Origin of the sequence: Cellulosimicrobium sp. Marseille-Q4280 (genome assembly GCF_943181405.1) — a bacterium.
In the GTDB taxonomy this organism is placed as follows: domain Bacteria; phylum Actinomycetota; class Actinomycetes; order Actinomycetales; family Cellulomonadaceae; genus Cellulosimicrobium.
Genome location: NZ_CALPBY010000002.1, coordinates 462,910 through 483,442, shown reverse-complemented (window position 1 = coordinate 483,442; position 20,533 = coordinate 462,910). Strand labels below are relative to the sequence as shown.

Here is a 20,533-nt window from a genome sequence, read left to right as displayed (position 1 = left end):
GTCGCCGAGGCCGAACGGGGCGTCGTCGAGGGGTGGCGGGGGTGGTGGTTCGACCGGTGGTGTGACCGGGGCGGGGGTGGTTCGGGGGCGGTGCCTGGTCTCCGGAGAGGGACGAGAGCCAGCCGGGGGTGTTCCAGCTCCAGGGTGTGCCGGTGGCGGCGGCGGCGAGCACGACGGTGGCGAGGGTGGTGACGAGCGCGACGTGGCGCGGGCCGGGACGGCGGGACGGGGTCGTGTGCGTCGTGCCGGGCGGTGTCGTGGGTGCCCCCTGCGGTGCGGTCATGCCCGGGCGAGCGTCTCGGCGTGGACGCCGGCGACGGCGGCGGTGAGGAACGCGGCGGGGTCCTGGTCGAGGCCGCGTCCCATGGTGGACAGACGGACGGGGGCGTCGCGCAGGGCGCGCAGCAGCAAGGCGTCGGTGGTGACGTCGACGCGCTGGTGGCGCCCGGTGGGGGCGACGAGGGTGGCGGCCTGCTCGGCGATCCGCGCGGTGAGGTGCGGTCCCCACCCGGGGAGGGACTCGACGTCGGGCTCCGGGAGGGGGACGACGACGTCGCACGCGGTGAGGGCGACGCGCCCGTAGGCGGTGAGGGAGTGGTGGGAGACGCCGAGGTGGCGGTCGCGGGGGTCGGCGCCCGAGACGCGCAGGGAGGCGATCGCCCGGCCGCCGAGGGTCGAGGTGGCGTTGAGGGCCTCGCCGGCGGCGACGCCGGAGTATCCCCACCGGGTGCCGGTGCCGAGGTTGCCGGGTCCCTGGGCGACGACGACGAGGTCGGCGCCGACGACGTGGCGGGCGGCGAGGAGGCCGGTGTGGACGGTGACGGCCTCGAGGTCGCCGCCGTACGCCTGCCCGACGGTGACGCAGGCCTCGAGCCAGCCGGTCTCGCGCAGGGTCGCGACGGTGCGGGAGAACGCGGCGGGCAGCGCGCCGCCGTCGGTCATGACGTAGGCGACGCGGGGTGCGGGCCGGCCCGCGAGCGCCGCGGCGTGCCGGGCACCGGCGACGATCGCGGGCAGGGCGGAGTGGAGGTCGGCGACGACGACGGGGGTCGCGTGGAGGTCGTCGGCGTCGCGGAGGGTGTCGTGGTGGGGCGACTCCTGCTCGTCGACGCCGAGGACGAGGGCCTGCAGGGGCGTGTACCGGGCCTTGACGAGGTGGCCGGGTCCGGGGGCGGGGTCGGGCGGCACGGGGGTGCCGGGTGCGGCGGGCCCGACGACGAGGGCGTACCCGCCGGTGCCGAGGCCGCGCGCGAGGGCGGAGACGTTGAGGAGGAGGCCGTCCCCGGCGTCGGGGGTGCCGACGAGGTCGGTGTAGGCCAGGGCGCGGACGGTGGCGAGGGGTGTGTCGTCCGCACCCGCGAGGGGGTCGTCGAGCTCGACGGCGAGCTCCTGCGCGCCGGGCCAGGCCCGTCCTCGCGACACCACGGTCCCGGTTCGCCACGTGATCACGTCGCTCACCCTATCGACCAGTAGCGTGGTGCCCGATGCCCGAGCCCCGCACCCCCTGGTCCTCGCCCGACGCGGCACCGCCCGCGCCGGGCGCGCCGTCGAACCCTGCCGCCAGGCTGCTGAACCTGGTCATCGCGCTGGTGAACACGAACGCGTCGATGACGAAGCAGCAGATCCGCACGAGCGTCGCGGGGTACGGCGACGCGCCGTCCCCGGACGCGTTCGAGCGGATGTTCGAGCGGGACAAGGACACGTTGCGGGACCTGGGCATCCCGATCGTCACGGTCGACGCGGGCGGGCACGCCGACGAGGTGGGGTACCGCATCGACCAGGACGCGTACGCGCTGCCCGCGGTGGACCTCACGCCGGCGGAGCTGGGGGTCCTGGCCCTGGCGGCGCAGTTCTGGCAGGACAAGTCGCTGCGGACGGACATCTCGCGCGCGCTGACGAAGCTGCGCGCCGCGGGCGCGGGGGAGACGGCGATGGACGCCGTCGCGGGCCTGGTGCCGCGCGTGCGGGCCGTGGGCGACGCGTACACGACGCTGCTCGACGCGATCTCGCAGCGCCGCGCGGTGTCGTTCACGTACCGGGCGGCGAGCACGGGCGAGGTGCGGCCCCGGCGCGTGCAGCCTTGGCGCATCGCGGCGCGACGCGGCGGCTGGTACCTCGTCGGGTTCGACGCCGACCGGGACGCGCCGCGGTCGTACCGGCTCAGCCGCGTCGAGGGCCGGGTACGTGCCACGGGACCGCGCGACGCGTTCGACGTGCCCGAGCACGTGGACGTCGACGCGTTCCTCGGCGGGCACGGCGCCGGCGGGGTCGCGCGCCTCGCCGTCGTCCCGGAGCGCGCCGCGGCGCTGCGGGCGCGCGGCAAGGTCGTGGGTTCGATCCCCGCCGCCGGTGCGCCCGGTCCGGGGCGCGACGTGGTGGAGGTGCCGTTCGACGTGCGGACCGCGCTGGCCGACGAGGTCGTGGGCTACGGCGACGCGGTGCTCGTGCTGGAACCACCCGAGCTGCGCGACGTCGTCGTGCGCCGGCTGCAGGAGGCCGCCGGGCTGGGCGGGTCGAGCGGCGTGGGGGAGGAGGACCGTGGCTGAGCGCGCGGACGACCGGCTGGTGCGCCTGCTGGGCATCGTCGCCTACCTCGACGGCGCGGGCCCGGTGCCCGTGGGCGAGCTCGCGCGGCACTTCGGCGTCAGCGAGCGCCAGGTGCTCGAGGACGTCGACGCCCTGTGGGTGTCGGGCACGCCCGGCTACTGGCCCGACGACCTCATCGACTTCGACGCCGACTCGATCGAGCGTGGCGTCGTGCGCCTCACGGAGGCGCGCGGCATGACGCGGCCGCTGCGGCTCGGCACGCGCGAGGCGGTGGCGCTCGTGGCCGCGCTGCGGGCCATGCGTGAGACGGGCGCCGTGCAGGCCGACCCGGAGCGGGCGCGCGTCGTCGAGTCCGTCCTGACGAAGCTCACCGACGCCACGGGCGAGGCCGCCGCGGCGCTCGACGTGCGGCTCGCGCCCGAGGGCGACCCGCAGGTCGTGTCGACGATCGCGAGCGCCCTCGCCGCCGGGCACCGCCTGCGCATCCGCTACGTGACCGCGGCGGACGAGGCGTCGGACCGCGAGATCGACCCCGTGAGCCTGCACACCCAGGACGAGCACGCCTACCTGCTCGCGTGGTGCCACCGCGCGCAGGGGCGCCGCACGTTCCGCGTCGACCGCATCCTCGACGCCGTCGAGCTCGACACCCCGGTCCAGGCGCACGACGTCGACCCGGACGTCGACTTCACCCCGGCGGGCGACGCCCCCCTCGCGACGCTCGTCCTCGCGAGCCAGGCACGGACCGTGGCCGAGCAGGTGCCGGTCGAGTCCGTGCGGGACCTGCCCGACGGCGCGTTCGAGGTGCGCCTGCGCGTCACCAACCCGGTGTGGCTGCGCCAGCTCCTCCTGGCGCGCGCCCGGCACGTGCGTTCCGTCGAGCCGGCGTCCGTCGCCGACGACGTGCGGGAGACGGCGCGCGCCGCCCTCGCCGCGTACGCGCGCCTCGACGACGCTCCCGCTGGTTAGGGTGGGCGGCATGTGGTTCTGGGTGTGGACGCTGCTCGTCGTGGGCACGCTCGTGGGCGCGTTCTTCCTCGCCCGGCGCCTGTGGCGCTCGGTGAAGGGACTGGGGCGCGAGCTCGCGCGCGCCTCGCAGGTCGCGAGCGACCTCGGGACGCGCGCCGACGAGATCGCGCGGCGCCTCGAGGCGGAGCAGCCGTCCACGGCACCCACGCTGTACGACGACCCCGTCGTGCTGCGCGGACGCGTCGACGCGCTGCGGGCCGAGAAGGCCGGACGGCGTGTCCTGCGCCGGCAGCGCGACGAACAGGTGTGGGCACGATGGCGCCGGTTCAACGCGTAGACTTCTGACCTGTCGTACCCGGTCCTCGAGGAGGAGTCGCACATGGGCATGTTGAAGCCCTGGCACATCATCGTGCTCGTCGTCGTGATCCTGCTGCTCTTCGGGGCGCGCCGGCTCCCCGACCTCGCGCGCAGCGTCGGTCAGTCGCTCAAGATCTTCAAGAAGGAGGTCAAGGAGCTGAACGAGGACGACACCCCCACGACGCCTCCTTCCTCCGTCACCCCGACCGACCGCGTCCCCGGGACCGGCACGTCGACCGTTCCCGGAGGGACCACGTCGCCCGCCCCGGACGACTCCTCCCCGAGGTGATCGGTGTCACGCACCACCCGTCGTGACCCCGAGGGGCGGATGGCGCTGCGCGAGCACCTGCTCGAGCTGCGCAAGAGGCTCTTCCTCGCGGCATGCGGCCTCGTCGCGGGCGCACTCGTCGGCTGGGTCCTCTACGAACCGCTGCTCGAGGCCCTGCAGGCCCCCCTCCAGCAGGCGGCCGAGGAGCAGAACAAGGTCATCAGCCTGAACTTCTCCGGCCTCGCGTCCGCGCTCGACATGAAGGTCAAGGTCTCGCTCTTCCTCGGCGTGATCGTCTCGTGCCCCTGGTGGCTCTACCAGCTGTGGGCGTTCATCACCCCGGGGCTCACGTCCAAGGAGAAGCGGTACGCCGTCGGCTTCCTCGCGGGCTCGGTGCCGCTGTTCCTCGGCGGCGCGCTCCTCGCGTGGTGGGTGCTGCCGCACGCCGTGGACATCCTCGCGGGCTTCGTCCCGGAGGGCGCGACGAACCTCGCGGACGCCCAGGGCTACCTGAGCTTCGTCATGCGCCTCGTCCTGGCGTTCGGCCTGGCGTTCGTCATGCCGGTCGTCCTCGTCGCGCTCAACTCCGCCGGGCTCATGCGCGCCTCCACGATGGCCCAGGGCTGGCGCTGGGCCGTGCTCATCGCGTTCGTCTTCGCGGCCGTCATGACGCCCACCCCGGACGCGCTGACCATGATCTTCGTCGCCTTGCCCATCTGCGCGCTGTACTTCGGCGCGCTCGGCATCAGCTACCTGCACGACCGCCGCGCCGACAAGCGCGACGCCGCCCGGCTCGCCCTGTGAACCGAGCGCACCACCCGCGCCCCGTGCGGCGCGCGGGACGCCCGTGAGCACGGTCGGGCTCGTCGTCAACCCCACCGCGGGCCGCGGACGCGGCCGCACCGGGGGCGAGCGCACCGCCGCGGCGCTGCGCTCCGCCGGTCACGACGTCGTCGACCTCAGCGCCCCGAGCCTCGCCCTCGCGCAGGAGTCCGCCGACGCCGCGGTGCGCGGGCACGCGGGGCGCAGCAGGGTCGACGCGCTCGTCGTCGTCGGCGGCGACGGCATGGTGCACCTCGGCGTCAACGCGGCAGCCGGAACCGGGACGCCGCTCGGGATCGTGGCCGTCGGGACCGGCAACGACTTCGCGCACGCCCTCGGCCTCCCGACAGGACGCGTCGACCCGTGCGTCGACGCCGTCGTGCGGGCCCTCACCCACCGCACCACGCGCGCCGTCGACGCCGCCCGCGTCACCACGCCGGCCACCGGCGACACCCGTGCCACGACCGGACCCGGCGGACACGGGCCCACCGCACCACCGCCCGGCACGGCGCCGCACGAGGCGTCGCGCGAGGCATCGCGCGTCATGGTGCCCCGCTGGTACGCGGGCGTGCTGTCCGCGGGCGTCGACGCGGCCGTCAACGCGTACGCCAACGCCGCGACCTGGCCCCGCGGGCGCGCCCGCTACGCGCGTTCGGCCCTGCGCGAGATCGCGCGCTACCGCCCCTACGGGTACCGGGTCACCCTCGCGGGCGTCCCCGACGCCCCGAGCACCGGCAGCCCGCCCGACGTCATCGCCGGCGCGCCCCTCGTGCCGGGTGCAGGACCCGACGGGCCGACCCTCGTCTGGGAATCCCCGGGCGCGCTCGTCTCCGTCGCCAACGGACCTCGCGTCGGCGGCGGGATCCGCATCGCGCCCGACGCGCTCGTCGACGACGCGCTCCTCGACGTGGTCCTCGCCGGACCGTTCACGCGCCGCGGCGCGGCCGCGATCTTCCCCGGCATGTACGCCGGACGGCACCTCACGAACCCGGGCGTCGGCACGGTCCGCGCCCGCGTCGTGACGATCGAGCCCACCGCCGCCGGCGCGACGCCCCCGCACGCCTTCGCCGACGGCGAGCACCTCGGCCCGCTGCCCCTGCGCGTCGAGATCGTCCCCGGGGCGCTGCACGTGCTCACGTCCACGCCTCCCACGGCCTGACCACCACCCCGCAGCGGACGGGGACGTGCCGAGCGAGGTGGGCGCCGGACCGTAGGCTGAGGCCATGACGGCAGCTGACACGTCCGCCGACTCACCCGCCGCCCGGTACGCCGCCGCACGCGCGCGCCAGTCCGCGGCTCGCACGCGGCTCGCCGAGTTCCGCCACGTCCTCGACTTCCCGCTCGACGACTTCCAGGAGCGCGCGTGCGAAGCCCTCGAGGAGGGGCGGGGCGTCCTCGTCGCGGCCCCCACCGGGGCGGGCAAGACCGTGGTCGGCGAGTTCGCCGTCCACCTCGCGCTCGCGACCGGGCGCAAGGCGTTCTACACGACCCCCATCAAGGCGCTGTCGAACCAGAAGTACGCCGACCTCGTGCGCCGGCACGGCGCCGACAACGTCGGCCTGCTGACCGGGGACACCACGATCAACGGGGACGCCCCGGTCGTCGTCATGACGACCGAGGTGCTGCGCAACATGCTCTACGCGGGGTCCACCGCGCTCGACGGCCTCGGGTACGTCGTCATGGACGAGGTGCACTACCTCGCCGACCGGTTCCGCGGACCCGTGTGGGAAGAGGTGATCATCCACCTGTCCGACGACGTGCAGCTCGTCTCCCTGTCCGCGACCGTGTCCAACGCGGAAGAGTTCGGCGACTGGCTCGAGATGGTGCGCGGCGACACGACCGTCGTCGTCAGCGAGCGCCGCCCCGTGCCGCTGTGGCAGCACGTCCTCGTCGCGTCGGCGAACCCGACGGGCGCGGACCGGCACGCGGGCCGCGCAGGGTTCGGGGCGGACCTGCTCGACCTGTACGCGGGGCACGTCGACCCGACCGACCCCGGGGTGAACCCACCCATCAACCCGGACCTGCTCGCCGCGTTCCGCGCTGCGCCACGCTCGGGCACGTCGGGCCCGGGCGGGCGCCGCGGCGCGGGGGACCGCGGGTACCGGGGGCGCGGCGGCCGTCGACCGGGTCCCGACAGGTCCGGGTTCTCGCGGCGTACCCCGTCGCGCTTCTCCGTGGTGGACGCGCTCGACGAGGACGCGCTGCTGCCCGCGATCTACTTCATCTTCTCCCGCGCCGGGTGCGAGGGCGCGGTCACGCAGTGCCTGACCGCGGGGCTGCGGCTCACGTCGGCGGAGGAGGAGGCGGAGATCCGCCGGGTCGCGGAGGAGCGCACCGCGACCATCCCGACCGAGGACCTCGACGTCCTCGGGTACTGGACGTGGAGCGAGTCCCTCGCGCGCGGCGTCGCGGCCCACCACGCCGGCATGCTGCCTGTGTTCAAGGAGACGGTCGAGGACCTGTTCAGCCGCGGCCTCATCAAGGTCGTGTTCGCCACGGAGACCCTCGCGCTCGGCATCAACATGCCCGCGCGCTCCGTGGTGCTCGAGCGGCTCGTGAAGTGGGACGGGTCCGCGCACGTGGACGTCACCCCCGGGGAGTACACGCAGCTCACCGGGCGCGCAGGGCGGCGCGGCATCGACGTCGAGGGGCACGCGGTCGTCGTGGACCACGCCGGCCTGGACCCCGTGCAGCTCGCGGGCCTGGCGTCCAAGCGCCTGTACCCGCTGCGCTCGAGCTTCCGGCCCACGTACAACATGGCGGTCAACCTCGTCGCGCAGGTGGGGCGGGACCGGGCGCGCGACGTGCTGGAGACGTCGTTCGCGCAGTTCCAGGCCGACCGCGGCGTCGTCGGGCTCGCGAAGCAGGCGCAGGCGCACGCCGAGGCCCTCGACGGGTACGCGCAGGCCATGACGTGCGACCGCGGCGACTTCTCGCAGTACGCGGCCCTGCGGCGCCGCATCGCCCAGCGCGAGACGGACCTGTCCCGGGCGGCGTCCAGGTCGCGACGCGCCGAGGTGGTCGCGGCGTTCGAGCGGCTGCGCCCCGGCGACGTGGTCGAGGTTCCGTCCGGCCGCCGGGCGGGGTACGTCGTCGTGCTCGACCCGGGGGAGGGCGCCGGGTTCGACGGGCCGCGCCCGACGGTGCTCACGCAGGACCGCGCCGTGAAGAAGCTCACGGTCGCGGACGCGCCCGGCGGGATCCGCGTCGTCGCACGGGTCAAGGTCCCCAAGGCGTTCAACCCCCGCGTCCCGGCGCAGCGGCGCGACCTCGCGTCGAGCCTGCGCAACGCGCTCGGTGCGCTCGACGAGCCCGGCGGCCGCCCCGGGAAGGCCGCGCGGGGGCGGTCCGGCGCCGCGGACGACGCCGAGCTCGCCCGCCTGCGCGCGCAGCTGCGGGCCCACCCGTGCCACGGGTGCCCCGACCGGGAGGAACATGCCCGGTGGGCCGAGCGGTGGGCCCGGCTCAAGAAGGAGCACGACCAGCTCGTGCGCCGCGTCGAGGGCCGCACCGGGTCGATCGCCAAGCTGTTCGACCGCACGTGCGACGTCCTGCTCGAGCTCGGGTACCTCGAACGGGCCGAGAACCAGCGGGCGACGAGCCCTGGCGCCGCCGACACGCTCGACGCCGACACGCTCGACAGCGACGCGTTCGACGCAGCACCCGACACCGGCGGCGAGCCCACCGGCGGCACGGTGCACGCCGGGGGGCTGCGCATCACGGCGGACGGGCGGTGGCTGCGCCGCCTGTACGCCGAGAACGACCTGCTGCTCGCCGAGTGCCTGCGGCGCGGCGTGTGGGACGACCTCGACGCCCCGGCCCTGGCCGCGGTGGTGTCGACGTGCGTGTACTCGGGGCGCCGCGACGAGCCCACGGAGCCGAACGTCCCCGGCGGGCCGCACGGTCCGCTCGCCCGCGCGCTCGACGCGACCGTGCGCGTGTGGTCCGAGGTCGAGGACCTGGAGAGCGCGCACCGCCTGGAGGCGACGGGCCAGCTCGACGACGGTCTCGTCACCGCCGTGCACCGCTGGGCGGTGGGACGCAGCCTCGACGCGGTCCTGCGTGGGTCGGAGATCGCGGCCGGGGACTTCGTGCGCTGGTGCAAGCAGGTCATCGACGTGCTCGACCAGCTCGCGGGTGCCGCGCCCACCCCTGCGCTGCGGCGCACGGCGGTGCAGGCGATCGAGCGGCTGCGCCGCGGCGTGGTCGCATACTCGAGCGTGTGACGGAGCCACCTGCACGAACACCGCGAATGTGGCGGTATGGTGAAGGATTGTGGCCTCAACCTTGTACCGCGGTGGCGTGATCCACTCCTCGGCCGACCCCTTCGCCGAGGCCCTGCTCGTCGACGACGGCGTGATCGCCTGGATCGGCGCCGACGACACCGCCGACGGGCTCGCCGCCCGGGCCGACCGGGTGGTCGAGCTCGACGGCGCGCTCGTCGCACCCGGCTTCGTCGACGCGCACGTGCACCTGTTCGAGATCGGCCTCGCCCTCGCCGGGGTGGACCTGTCCGCGAGCGCCGGCGTGACGTCGCTCGGGTCGGCGCTGGACGCGGTGGCGAAGGCTGCCGCCGTGGCGGGGGACGACGAGGTCGTGCTGGCGTTCGGGTGGGACGAGCGGTCGTGGCCCGAGGGGCGTCCCCCGACGGCGGAGGAGCTGGACGCCGCGGCGGGTGGCCGGGCGGTGTACGCGGCGCGCGTGGACGTGCACTCCGCGGTCGTCTCGGCGGCGCTCGCGCGGCGGGCGGGGCTCGACGGCCGGCCCGGGTGGGACGCGTCGGGGTGGGTGACCGGCGAGGCGCACCACGTGGCGCGGGACCTGGCGCGCGAGGTGTCGCCGGGGCGGCGCACGGAGCTGTACCGGGCGGCGCTGCGCGCCGCGGCGGAGCAGGGCATCGTGTCGGTGCACGAGATGAGCGCACCGCACATCGACACCCGGGCCGGGCTGCGCGAGGTGCTCGACCTGACGCACGACGCGGCGGGCGGGCTGGCGCACGTCGTGGGGTACCGGGGCGAGCTGTGCACGACGGCCGACGACGCGCGCTCCCTCCTGGCGGACGTGCCGGGTCTGGCGGGCATCGCGGGGGACCTCAACGTGGACGGGTCGATCGGGTCGCGCACGGCGGCCATGCGGCAGCCGTACCGGGACGCGCCGGTGCCGGGGGAGCGCGGCGCGCTGTACCTGACGGCGGAGCAGATCGCGAACCACCTGTCCGCGGTCGCGGCGGCCGGGACGCAGGGCGGGTTCCACGTCATCGGCGACCGCGCGATGGACGAGCTCGTGCTGGGCCTCAAGGCGGCGGCGGACGTGCACGGGGCGGGCTCGGTGCGTGCGGCGCGGCACCGGGTCGAGCACGCGCTGTTCGTCGACGCGACCGCGCTGGCGACCCTGCTGCTGTTCGGCGTGTCCCTGAGCGTCCAGCCCGCGTTCGACGCCGCGTGGGGCGGCCCCGGCGGCATGTACGCGGCGCGCGTCGGGGCGACGCGCGCGGAGGGGCTGAGCCCGTTCGCGGACCTCGCGGGGGCGGGCGTGCCGGTCGCCTTCGGGTCGGACGCCCCGGTGACGCGGCTCGACCCGTGGGCGGGGGTCCTGGCGGCGATGTCGCACGTCGACCTGGACCAGCGGGTCTCGGCGCGGGCGGCGTTCCAGGCGCACACGCGCGGCGGGTGGCGCATCGCCGGCCTGGACCACACGGGCGCGGGCCAGCTGCGCGTCGGCGCGCCCGCGCACCTCGCGGTGTGGCGCGCGGAGCACCTCGTGGTGCAGGGCACCCTCGGGCGTCCCGCGTCGTCGTGGAGCACGGACGCCCGCTCGGGTACGCCGCTCCTGCCCGAGCTCGGTGGGGACGCCCCGCGGCCCACGTGCCTGCAGACCGTGCGAGACGGCGTCGTGCTGTTCGACACGTTCGGGTGAGAAGGTCCGCGCACGCCGGAACTGGTTCCGGTTGACAGCGCGGGGAGCGGGAGTAGTTTCGACAGGGTGTTCCGGCCCCTGCGGCCGCAGGGGGATCTGCCACCGCCGACGATCCCTCGGCATGCCGCGACGGGTGTGTCTGGCCGGGCCCGCGCGCTCAGTAGAAAACGTGCCCAGCCGGTGGCGGCAGGGCACGGGCCGAAGGACGCGCGGGCCCGCCGCACCCTGCTGCGCGCTCCCGTCGTCCGTGCGTCGCCCGCTCGTCGCCCGCGGCCGCCACGCACCGAGGCCGTGCAGGCACGTGGCGTATCCTGCACCCCGTGCCAGCCCCAGCGTCCGCGACCGACCCTAGCCTCGGTCGGCCCGCTCCGAGCCCTCGACGTGACGCGGGCGGTCCCGTCTCCCGACCGCTGACCCTGCTCCTCGCGCTCCTCGGTGGCCTGCTCACGGATGCCGCGTTCCCCGACCGCGGCTGGTGGCCCGCCGCGTTCGTCGGCGTCGGCCTGCTGTTCTGGGCGCTGCGTCGCGACGACGCCCGGTGGGGCGCCCTGGTCGGTCTCGTGTGGGGACTGTCGTTCTTCCTGCCGCACCTGTGGTGGGCGAACGAGGCGACCGACACCGTCCCCTGGATCGCGCTGTCCGTCATGGAGGCCTGCTTCGTCGCGGTGCTGGGTGCTGCGTGGGTGTGGGCGCGGCGCTGGTCCTGGCTGCGGGGCCGACCCGGCCGGCAGGCGGTCGCGTTCACGGTGCTGTTCGTCGGCGTCGAGCAGGCGCGCACCGAGGTGCCGTTCGGCGGGTTCCCCTGGGGCCGGCTCGCGTTCTCCCAGGCCGGCTCCCCGCTCGGGCGCGCGGCGTGGCTCGGCGGCGAGGTGCTCGTCTCCGTCCTCGTCGCGCTCGTCGGCTCGCTGCTCGCCGCCGCCGTCCTCGCCGTCGTGCGGCGCCGCGCCGCCGCGGCGCACGCGGTGCCCGGGACGCCAGGGGAGGACCGGGAGGACCGCACGCGCGGGACCGCCCCCGTGGTGGTGCCGCTCCTCGTCGCGGGCGCGCTCGTCGCCGCGCCGCTGCTCGTGCCGCTCGACACCCGCGCGCAGGCCGGCACGCTCGAGGTCGGCGCCGTGCAGGGCAACGTCGGCGAGCCGGGGCTCGGGTCGTTCGCGAACCGGGCCGAGGTGCTGAACAACCACCTCGACGGCACCGTCGCGCTGCTGGACCAGGTGGACCCGGGCGACCTCGATGTCGTGCTGTGGCCGGAGAACGGCTCGGACCTCGACCCGCAGGAGGCCCCCGAGGTCGCCGCGGCGATCGACGACGCCGCGCGCGAGGTCGGCGCCCCGATCCTCGTCGGCGCCCAGGAGTTCCCGGAGACGGGCGGGCGGTACAACGTGGCGCTGCTCTGGGAGCCGGGCGCCGGCGTCGTCGACCGGTACGCCAAGCAGCACCCCGCACCGTTCGGCGAGTACATGCCGCTGCGCCCGCTCCTGCGGGTCTTCTCCGACCAGGTCGACCGCGTGACCATCGACATGATCCCCGGCGGCGAGACGGGCGTGGTCGACCTCGCCTCCGGACGACTGGGGCGCACCGTGCCGCTGGGTGTCGTCATCTGCTTCGAGGTCGCCTACGACGAGCTCGTACGCGACGCGGTGCGTGCCGGTGCCGAGGTCCTGATCGTCCCGACGAACAACGCGTCCTTCGGGTACACGGCCGAGTCGACCCAGCAGCTCGCGATGTCACGGCTGCGCGCGATCTCGACCGGGCGCGCGACCGTCCAGGTGTCCACGGTCGGGGTCAGCGGCGTGGTCGCGCCCGACGGCACCCTGCTGCAGAGCACGGACCTGTTCACCGCCGACCAGCTCGTCGCGTCCCTGCCGCTGCGTACCGACCTGACGCCGTCCGTGCGCGCCGGCGGCCTGCCCGCCCTCGTCGTCGGACTGCTCGCCGCGGGTCTCGTCCTCGCCGGGGTCGTCGGGTCGGTCCGCGAGCGCCGGCGAGGACGCCCCGCCGACGGCACCACCGGTGCCGGGCCCGGCGCCTCGGCGGCCGCAGCGGACGGTCAGGACGGCCAGGACGCCCAGGAGGGCCGCCGGTGAACGACGGACCCGGGCGCGTGCTCGTCGTCGTGCCGACGTACGACGAGGCGCTGACCCTGCCGGGGACGCTCGCGCGCCTGCGCGCGGCGGTCCCGGCCGCGGACGTCCTCGTGGTCGACGACGCGTCGCCCGACGGGACGGGCGACCTCGCGGACACGGTCGCCGGCCGGGACGCGGCGGTGCACGTGCTGCACCGCGCGGGCAAGGAGGGGTTGGGGGCCGCGTACGTCGCGGGCTTCGGGTGGGCACTGGAGCGCGGGTACGACGTCGTGGTGGAGATGGACGCCGACGGGTCGCACCGCCCGGAGGAGCTGCCGCGCCTGCTCGACGCGCTGGCCGCGGCCCCGGCAGGCGCTCCGGACGGCGCCGCGAGCGCGGGCCGGTCGGGGCGAGCGGACCTGGTGATCGGGTCGCGCTGGGTGCCGGGCGGCGAGGTGGAGAACTGGCCGTGGCACCGCGAGGTGCTCTCGCGGGGCGGCAACGCGTACGTGCGGCTCGCCCTCGGGCTGCGGCTGCGGGACGCGACGGCCGGGTTCCGCGCCTACCGGGCGGACGCGCTGCGGGCGCTGGACCTCGCGGCCGTGGAGTCGCACGGGTACTGCTTCCAGGTCGACATGGCGTGGCGCGTCGCCCGGGCCGGGGGTCGCGTCGTGGAGGTCCCGATCACGTTCGTCGAACGCACGGCGGGGCGGTCCAAGATGAGCCGGGCCATCGTCGCCGAGGCGCTGTGGAAGGTCACCGTGTGGGGTGCCCGACGTCGCGCGGAGCAGCTCGCGTCGTTCGTCCGGCGGGGTCGCACGCACCGGCCGTAGCCGCCGGACCCGGCGCCGCGAGCATGCGCCGGTCGGGACGCCGACGGGGCCGGGCGCAGGAAAGGCCCGGTCCGTGGGGACCGGGCCCTCGTGCGAGCAGCCGTCGCGCGCCGACCGGTTCGGTCGGCTGCGGGCGTCAGGCGGAGCGGCGGAGCTTGCCGGCGCGCAGCAGGTCGAGGCGCTCGTCGAGGAGCTCCTCGAGCTCGGAGATCGTGCGGCGCTCGAGCAGCATGTCCCAGTGGGTGCGGGCAGGCTTGCCGGCCTTGGGCTCTGGGCGCTCGGCGTCACGCAGGAGCGCCTCGGCGCCGCAGCGGCACTCCCACACGGGAGGGACCTCGGCGTCGGTCGAGAACGGCAGGATGATGGTGTGGCCGTTGGGGCAGTCGTAGTGCGCCTGGAAGCGGGGCGCGAAGTCGACGCCCTCGTCCGACTCCATGCTCTTCGCACCGATGCTCATGCCACGCAGCGAACGGTCGGCCATGGTGTCCTCCAGAGGATCGTCGGGGGTGTACGGGGCGGGCCCGTGGGTGCGAGCGTGCCCGGTCTACGAGTACGCAACGCCGTGTCGTGGTGGGGTGTTCCGACGCGGGGTGAAGGTCCGGTGAACGTCGCGGTCGCGGCCCGCCGGGCGGGCCGCGCGACGTCGGGGCCGGGTCCGCCACGGCGCGTCGCCGTCCCAGGCTCCCGGGTTTCGATGCCCCGCGCAACTCGCGCGGCGTGAGATCCGCCGCTCCACGGCCAGGCTGCGGCGTCGGGAACAAACACGGAGGGTGTCCGGTTGAGCCGCATGTACATGCAAACGCATGAACAATAGGACGTCAGAGGACACTGGGAGCGCACCATGCAGTTCGGCATCTTCACCGTCGGCGACGTGACGACGGACCCCACGACGGGCCGGACCCCGGACGACACCGAGCGGGTGCGCGCGATGCTCACCATCGCGAAGCACGCCGACGAGGCCGGGCTGGACGTCTTCGCGACGGGCGAGCACCACAACCCGCCGTTCGTGCCGTCGTCGCCCACGACGATGCTCGGCTACCTCGCGGGTGTGACCAAGGACATCGTCCTGTCGACGTCCACGACGCTCATCACGACGAACGACCCGGTGCGCCTCGCCGAGGAGTACGCGATGCTCCAGGTCATCACCGACGGGCGCATGGACCTCATGATGGGTCGCGGCAACACCGGCCCGGTGTACCCGTGGTTCGGGCAGGACATCCGCAACGGCATCCCGCTCGCGGTCGAGAACTACGCGCTGCTGCGCCGCCTGTGGACCGAGGACGTCGTCGACTGGGAGGGGAAGTTCCGCACCCCGCTGCAGGGCTTCACCTCCACGCCGCGCCCCCTGGACGGGGTCCCGCCGTTCGTGTGGCACGGGTCGATCCGCAGCCCCGAGATCGCGGAGCAGGCCGCGTACTACGGCGACGGGTTCTTCCACAACAACATCTTCTGGCCCATGAGCCACACGAAGCAGATGGTGCAGTTCTACCGGCAGCGCTGGGAGCACCACGGTCACGGGCCCGCGGACACCGCGATCGTCGGCCTCGGCGGCCAGGTCTTCATGCGCAAGGACTCGCAGAAGGCGTGGGACGAGTTCCGCCCCTACTTCGACAACGCGCCCGTGTACGGGCACGGGCCGTCGATGGAGGACTTCACGCGCGAGACCCCGCTGACCGTCGGCTCGCCGCAGCAGGTCATCGACCGCTACGGGGCGATGCGCGAGGACGTCGGCGACTACCAGCGCCAGCTGTTCCTCATGGACCACGCCGGGCTGCCCCTCAAGACGGTCCTCGAGCAGATCGACCTCCTCGCGGGCGAGGTCGTGCCGGTCCTGCGCCGCGAGGCGGAGGCCGCGCGCCCCGCGCACGTGCCGTCCGGCCCGCCGACGCACGCCGAGCGCGTGGCCGCCGCCCGCGCCGCGGGCGAGACCCACGCCGGTCACGTCGGCGCTGCGGAGGACCGGTGGACCGGTCGCACCGCCGAGGACGACGCCTCCGCGCAGCAGCCCGCGCGCGCCGGCTCGGCCTTCGGCCTCTGACGCTCCTCCGCGAGCAACCGCCCGACGGCGTACGGTCACGGGGTGCGGGCACCGCACCTCGGGACCGGCGCCGTCGGGCCACCGCGGGCCACGGGCTCGCAGCAGCACGCCGCAGCACACGCACGACATCGCAGCACCAGGAGCACCGCATGACCCAGCAGACCACCCCCGGCGGCACCGACCGGCGCCTCGTCGTCGTCTCCGCCGGCCTGTCCAAGCCCTCCTCGACCCGGCTGCTTGCCGACCGTCTCGGCGAGGCCGCCGTCCGCGAGCTCGGCGCGCTCGGGGTCACCGCCGAGGTCGAGACGGTCGAGCTGCGCGACCACGCGCACGCCGTCGTCGACACCATGCTCACCGGGTTCCCCACGGGCGAGCTGGCCGGCGTGCTCGACCGCCTCTACGCCGCGGACGGCATCGTCGTGACCACGCCGCTGTTCACCACGACCTACTCGGGCCTGCTCAAGTCCTTCGTCGACGTCCTCGACAAGGACGCGCTCACCGGCACGCCCGTCCTGCTCGGCGCGACCGGCGGCACGGCCAGGCACTCGCTCGCGCTCGAGTACTCGCTGCGCCCGCTGTTCACGTACCTGCGCGCCGACGTCGCCACGACGTCGGTGTTCGCCGCGACCGACGACTGGGCCGCGGGCGAGTCCGACTCCGGCGGAGGGCTGCCGCGACGCATCGCGCGCGCCGGTCGCGAGCTCGCGGAGAAGGTCGCGCTGCGCACCAGCAGCGGCCCCGCGGACCCGTTCGCCGACACCCCCGACTTCACCGCCCTCCTCGGGGGACTCTGACCTGACCGGGACCGCCGCTTCCCGTCCGCCGCGCCGCTGACCTGCACGGGCGCGCGCCACGGCGCCGGCGGAGCCCTTGCGCCGGCGCTCCCGGTCCGGGACGATCGGCACGACGGGGCACCGGCAGGACGGGGAGCGGATCCATGACGGCAGCGCACGACGAGCACGGCACCGACGCCCCCGCCCGCCCGGCGCGCCGCAGCATCGGCGTCACCGCCCGCCGGGCCGATCCCGACCGGGCCACCGCCCGACGGTTCACCCCGGACCCGCGCTACCCCGCGATGTTCCACGTCGCCGGCGGGCGCCTCGTGTGGGACGGGACGCGGCTCCACCTTCTCGGCCCCGACGGCACCCGCGCGCGCGTCGAGCTGCCCGCCGGTCGCGTCACCGTCACGATCGGCGAGGGCGTCGTGGTCCACCTGCACCCGGCACGACCCGCCGCCGGGGGACGGGCCGCGAGCGCCCCCGGCACGTCGCGGGCCGTCGTGCTCGACCGGTCCGCGGAGCGCTTCGTCCGGTTCGCCTGTGCGCTGCGGGGGGCCCATCCCGGCGCCGTCACGATCGACGACCGCACCTCGCCGTCCCCGCGCACGCCCCGCCTGCGGACCGCGTCGCGCGGCTCCGAGCACCGGCCGGGCGTGTTCGCGCGCCGGGTGTGGCACGTGCATGCCCCGAGCACCTCGGGCTCCGACGCCGACGGGGGAGCGGACCTCGTGGAGCGGCTCGAGCGGCTCGCCGCGCTGCACCGCGCCGGCGACCTCACCGACGCCGAGTACGCCCGCGCGAAGGCCCGCCTGCTCGGCTGAGCGCCGCCGGGCCGGGCCGTCCTGTGGCGGCACGCCGACGCCCCCGGGGCGCCGTCGGGCCCGGTGCGGCGTAGCGTGCCGAGGACGGAACTGTCGTCGACGACGCCCGCAGGAGGCCGCCATGTCGGACCGGGACTACCAGCTCGCCGCGATCGTGCTCTACCTGCTCGTCATGCTGGGCATCGGGTACTACGCCTACCGCCGCACGCAGAACCTCGACGGCTACATGCTCGCCAACCGCGGGCTCAGACCCTCCGTCGCCGCGCTGTCCGCCAACGCGTCCGACATGTCGGGCTGGCTCCTGCTCGGCCTGCCCGGCGCGATCTACGCCGCCGGGCTCGTCGAGGCGTGGATCGCGATCGGGCTCATCATCGGCGCGTGGCTCAACTGGCGGTTCGTCGCCCCCCGGCTGCGTGCCTATACCGAGATCTCCGACAACGCGATCACGATCCCGAGCTTCTTCTCCAAGCGGCTCAAGGGCGACAGCCGGCCCCTGCGCATCGCTGCGGCCCTCGTCATCCTCGTGTTCTTCACGTTCTACGTCTCCAGCGGCATGGTCGCCGCCGGGAAGTTCTTCGAGTCGTCCTTCGGCTGGCCCTACCTCACGGGGCTCGCCGTCGTCGCCGTCGTCACCCTCGGCTACACGCTCTTCGGCGGGTTCCTCGGCGCCACCCTCACCGACGTCGCCCAGGGCCTGCTCATGCTCGCCGCCCTCATCGCCGTCCCCGTCGTCGCCGTCACCCAGATGGGCGGTGTCGGCGCCGTCGTCGACGAGGCCCGGGCCGTCAACCCGGACGCGTTCAACCTGTTCTCCGGGCTCAGCAACGAGGGCGCGTTCCTCGGGATCGTCGCGATCGTCTCCACCGCCGCGTGGGGACTCGGCTACTTCGGCCAGCCCCACATCATCGTGCGTTTCATGGCCCTGCGTACCGTCAAGGAGGCGACCGTCGCGCGCCGCATCAGCCTCACCTGGATGCTCCTCACGACCGGCGGCGCCGTCGCGACCGCCCTCATCGGCATCGCCTACTTCGCCGACGACCCCGCCCTGCCGCTCGACGACCCCGAGACCGTGTTCCTGGTCCTCAGCCAGATCCTCTTCCACCCGTTCGTCGCCGGGCTCGTCCTCGCCGCCGTCCTCGCCGCGATCATGTCCACGATGTCGAGCCAGCTCGTCGTGTGCTCCTCCGCGCTCGTCGAGGACCTGTACAACCTCGCCCGGCGACGCTCCTCCGAGAAGACCGAGCTGCTCCTCGGGCGCGGGGCAGTCCTCGCCGTCGCGGTGGTCGCCGCCGTCCTCGCCCTTGACGACGACTCCGCGATCCTCGACCTCGTCGCCTTCGCGTGGGCCGGGTTCGGCGCCGCCTTCGGGCCGATCGTGCTGCTGAGCCTCTACTGGCGCAGGCTCACGCCGGCGGGGGCGCTCGCCGGGCTCGTCACCGGTGCCGTCGTCGTGCTCGTGTGGGGGAACGTCTCCGCGCTCAGCGACGCCATGTACGAGATCGTGCCGGGCTTCCTGCTCAACCTGCTCGTCGCCGTCCTGGTCAGCCGGGCCACCGCGAGGTCGGACGCAGCGGTCGACGCCGAGTTCGACGCGATGGAGGCCGAGGTCGCCCGGAGCTGACGCCGGCCCCTCGCCGGCCCCTCGCCGGCCCCTCGCCGGCCTGGCGGCGGCGCGGCGTCAGGAGGGGAGGGCGACGTCCGACGTCACGGGGACGGCACCTCGGAAGTCCCCGTGGCGCGCCCAGGTGAGCGTCACGCGGACGACGACGATGCCGTCGTCCGCGAGCGAGGCCGCGAACTGCGGGAACGCGGCGGCGTACGCCACGGCGCACCGCTCCCGCTCCGCGCCGGAGGGCAGGTCCGCCACACCCTCGGCCTGCAGCGTCGTGCCGTCCGCGCCGCCGACGACGACCGCCACCCGTCCGTCGCGCCGCACGTTCGCCACCTTGCGCGACGACGCGCGCGCGTCCAGCACGAGCTCGCCCCGGTCCGTCGCCGTCAGCGCGAGGTACGCGGCCTGCGGTGCGCCACCCGGACCGAGCGTCGAGACGACGCCGTCCCCGTGCGCGCGCACGTACGCCACCAGCTGCTCGAGATCCACGGGCGCATCGTACGGCCGCCCTGCCGCACGAGGGAGGGGCGAACTACGATCGGGACCGTGACCAGCATCGGAGGCGACGACGCGCACCTGCGCACGCTGGCCCTGCTGCGCCGCGTCCGCGACCGGATGGACCGCGAGTACGCCCAGCCGCTCGACGTGGAGGCGCTCGCACGCGGCGTGCACATGTCGGCCGGCCACCTCAGCCGCCAGTTCAGGGCCGCCTACGGCGAGTCGCCGTACTCCTACCTCATGACGCGTCGCGTCGAGCGCGCGATGACGCTCCTGCGCCGCGGCGACCTCAGCGTGACGGAGGTCTGCTTCGCCGTCGGCAGCTCGTCCCTCGGCACGTTCAGCACGCGCTTCACCGAGCTCGTGGGCATGTCCCCGAGCGAGTACGCGCGCCGTGCCCTCACGGCGGGTGCGGGCGAGCTGCCGTCGTGCGTGACCAAGCAGGCCAGCCGACCGGTCAGGAATCGAGAAGCGCCGGCCGTGGACGTGCACCTAGCGTGAGAGGCATGGACATCACCCTGCACACCACGTTCCTGCCGCACACCGACCCCGAGGCCTCTCTCGGCTTCTACCGCGACCTCCTCGGCTTCGAGCTCACCATGGACGTCGGCGAGGGCGCCATGCGCTGGCTCACCTTCGTCGCGCCGTCGCAGCCCGACGTCCGCCTCGTCCTGACGCCGCCGGCCGCCGACCCGGGGGTCACCGACGCGGAGCGCCGCACCGTCCTCGAGCTCATGGCCAAGGGTGCCTACCAGTCGATCATCCTCGCCACGAAGGACCTCGACGCGACGTTCGAGCACCTCCAGGCCGCCGACGCCGAGGTCGTCTCCGAGCCGACCGAGCAGCCGTGGGGCGTGCGCGACTGCGCGTTCCGCGACCCCGCGGGCAACATGGTCCGCATCGACGAGGTCCGGTGACCGGCCCGTCCGTGGGGCGCTGAGGACCGCCGCCGTGTGCGTCCCCGGTCTGCCGCACGCCACCGCGCCCAGCGGCGGTGCGACGATGAGTTC

General features: G+C 75.1%; 19 protein-coding genes. 16 read left to right on the top strand and 3 right to left on the bottom strand.

Annotated elements, in window-relative coordinates; translation table 11 throughout:
- Window positions 1–279: 279 nt before the first annotated feature.
- Window positions 280–1,449, bottom strand: coding sequence for a DUF3866 family protein (locus tag NFS20_RS06940; RefSeq protein WP_251150996.1), 1,170 nt, complete (start codon window positions 1,447–1,449; stop codon window positions 280–282).
- A 35-nt stretch (window positions 1,450–1,484) separates the two neighbouring features.
- Here NFS20_RS06940 and NFS20_RS06935 point away from each other — a divergent pair, with 35 nt between their 5' ends.
- From NFS20_RS06935 to NFS20_RS06890, 10 genes are all read left to right on the top strand, one after another.
- Window positions 1,485–2,546: a helix-turn-helix transcriptional regulator gene (locus NFS20_RS06935; RefSeq protein ID WP_251150995.1), complete on the top strand. Its 1,062-nt coding sequence runs from the start codon at window positions 1,485–1,487 to the stop codon at window positions 2,544–2,546.
- Window positions 2,539–3,513 (top strand): helix-turn-helix transcriptional regulator, encoded by a 975-nt coding sequence (locus NFS20_RS06930; RefSeq protein ID WP_251150994.1) that lies wholly within the window; start codon window positions 2,539–2,541, stop codon window positions 3,511–3,513. The genes NFS20_RS06935 and NFS20_RS06930 overlap by 8 nt, the downstream gene beginning before the upstream one ends.
- 10 nt (window positions 3,514–3,523) lie before the next feature.
- Window positions 3,524–3,850 (top strand): hypothetical protein, encoded by a 327-nt coding sequence (locus tag NFS20_RS06925; protein WP_251150993.1) that lies wholly within the window; start codon window positions 3,524–3,526, stop codon window positions 3,848–3,850.
- Window positions 3,851–3,892: 42 nt separating this feature from the next.
- Window positions 3,893–4,159 (top strand): Sec-independent protein translocase subunit TatA, encoded by a 267-nt coding sequence (tatA, locus tag NFS20_RS06920; protein ID WP_251150992.1) that lies wholly within the window; start codon window positions 3,893–3,895, stop codon window positions 4,157–4,159.
- Between the two features lie 3 nt (window positions 4,160–4,162).
- Window positions 4,163–4,942 (top strand): twin-arginine translocase subunit TatC, encoded by a 780-nt coding sequence (gene tatC / locus NFS20_RS06915; RefSeq protein ID WP_502800791.1) that lies wholly within the window; start codon window positions 4,163–4,165, stop codon window positions 4,940–4,942.
- Between the two features lie 43 nt (window positions 4,943–4,985).
- Window positions 4,986–6,119, top strand: a complete 1,134-nt coding sequence (locus tag NFS20_RS06910) for a diacylglycerol/lipid kinase family protein (protein ID WP_251150991.1) — start codon at window positions 4,986–4,988, stop codon at window positions 6,117–6,119.
- A gap of 64 nt (window positions 6,120–6,183) precedes the next feature.
- A complete protein-coding gene (locus tag NFS20_RS06905; protein WP_251150990.1) occupies window positions 6,184–9,186 on the top strand; it encodes a DEAD/DEAH box helicase in 3,003 nt (1,000 codons plus the stop codon).
- Window positions 9,187–9,235: 49 nt separating this feature from the next.
- The gene (locus tag NFS20_RS06900) at window positions 9,236–10,876 is read left to right on the top strand and encodes an amidohydrolase (protein WP_251150989.1); all 1,641 of its coding nucleotides are present in this window, start codon (window positions 9,236–9,238) and stop codon (window positions 10,874–10,876) included.
- A gap of 320 nt (window positions 10,877–11,196) precedes the next feature.
- Entirely contained in the window at window positions 11,197–12,963 is a 1,767-nt protein-coding gene (gene lnt / locus NFS20_RS06895; protein WP_353050430.1) for an apolipoprotein N-acyltransferase, read from the top strand.
- Window positions 12,960–13,775, top strand: coding sequence for a polyprenol monophosphomannose synthase (locus NFS20_RS06890; RefSeq protein WP_251150988.1), 816 nt, complete (start codon window positions 12,960–12,962; stop codon window positions 13,773–13,775). Before lnt ends, NFS20_RS06890 begins: the two co-directional genes overlap by 4 nt.
- Before the next feature lie 136 nt (window positions 13,776–13,911).
- Here the strand turns inward: NFS20_RS06890 and NFS20_RS06885 are convergent, their stop codons facing one another.
- Window positions 13,912–14,256, bottom strand: a complete 345-nt coding sequence (locus NFS20_RS06885; protein WP_069387551.1) for an RNA polymerase-binding protein RbpA — start codon at window positions 14,254–14,256, stop codon at window positions 13,912–13,914.
- A 360-nt stretch (window positions 14,257–14,616) separates the two neighbouring features.
- On the opposite strand from NFS20_RS06885, the gene NFS20_RS06880 reads away from it, so the two are divergent.
- From NFS20_RS06880 to putP, 4 genes are all read left to right on the top strand, one after another.
- Window positions 14,617–15,813, top strand: coding sequence for an LLM class flavin-dependent oxidoreductase (locus NFS20_RS06880; RefSeq protein WP_251150987.1), 1,197 nt, complete (start codon window positions 14,617–14,619; stop codon window positions 15,811–15,813).
- Between the two features lie 149 nt (window positions 15,814–15,962).
- Entirely contained in the window at window positions 15,963–16,607 is a 645-nt protein-coding gene (locus NFS20_RS06875) for an FMN reductase (protein WP_251150986.1), read from the top strand.
- A 143-nt stretch (window positions 16,608–16,750) separates the two neighbouring features.
- Complete coding sequence (locus tag NFS20_RS06870; RefSeq protein ID WP_251150985.1) at window positions 16,751–17,413, top strand: SHOCT domain-containing protein; 663 nt, start codon at window positions 16,751–16,753, stop codon at window positions 17,411–17,413.
- A 121-nt stretch (window positions 17,414–17,534) separates the two neighbouring features.
- Window positions 17,535–19,034: a sodium/proline symporter PutP gene (gene putP, locus NFS20_RS06865; protein ID WP_251150984.1), complete on the top strand. Its 1,500-nt coding sequence runs from the start codon at window positions 17,535–17,537 to the stop codon at window positions 19,032–19,034.
- Between the two features lie 57 nt (window positions 19,035–19,091).
- Here the strand turns inward: putP and NFS20_RS06860 are convergent, their stop codons facing one another.
- Entirely contained in the window at window positions 19,092–19,514 is a 423-nt protein-coding gene (locus tag NFS20_RS06860; RefSeq protein ID WP_251150983.1) for a pyridoxamine 5'-phosphate oxidase family protein, read from the bottom strand.
- A 126-nt stretch (window positions 19,515–19,640) separates the two neighbouring features.
- Between NFS20_RS06860 and NFS20_RS06855 the strand changes: the two genes are divergently transcribed.
- Together NFS20_RS06855 and NFS20_RS06850 are read left to right on the top strand one after the other, a co-directional pair.
- Window positions 19,641–20,024: a helix-turn-helix transcriptional regulator gene (locus tag NFS20_RS06855; RefSeq protein ID WP_251151247.1), complete on the top strand. Its 384-nt coding sequence runs from the start codon at window positions 19,641–19,643 to the stop codon at window positions 20,022–20,024.
- 5 nt (window positions 20,025–20,029) lie between these two features.
- Complete coding sequence (locus NFS20_RS06850; protein ID WP_251150982.1) at window positions 20,030–20,440, top strand: VOC family protein; 411 nt, start codon at window positions 20,030–20,032, stop codon at window positions 20,438–20,440.
- Window positions 20,441–20,533: the final 93 nt, after the last annotated feature.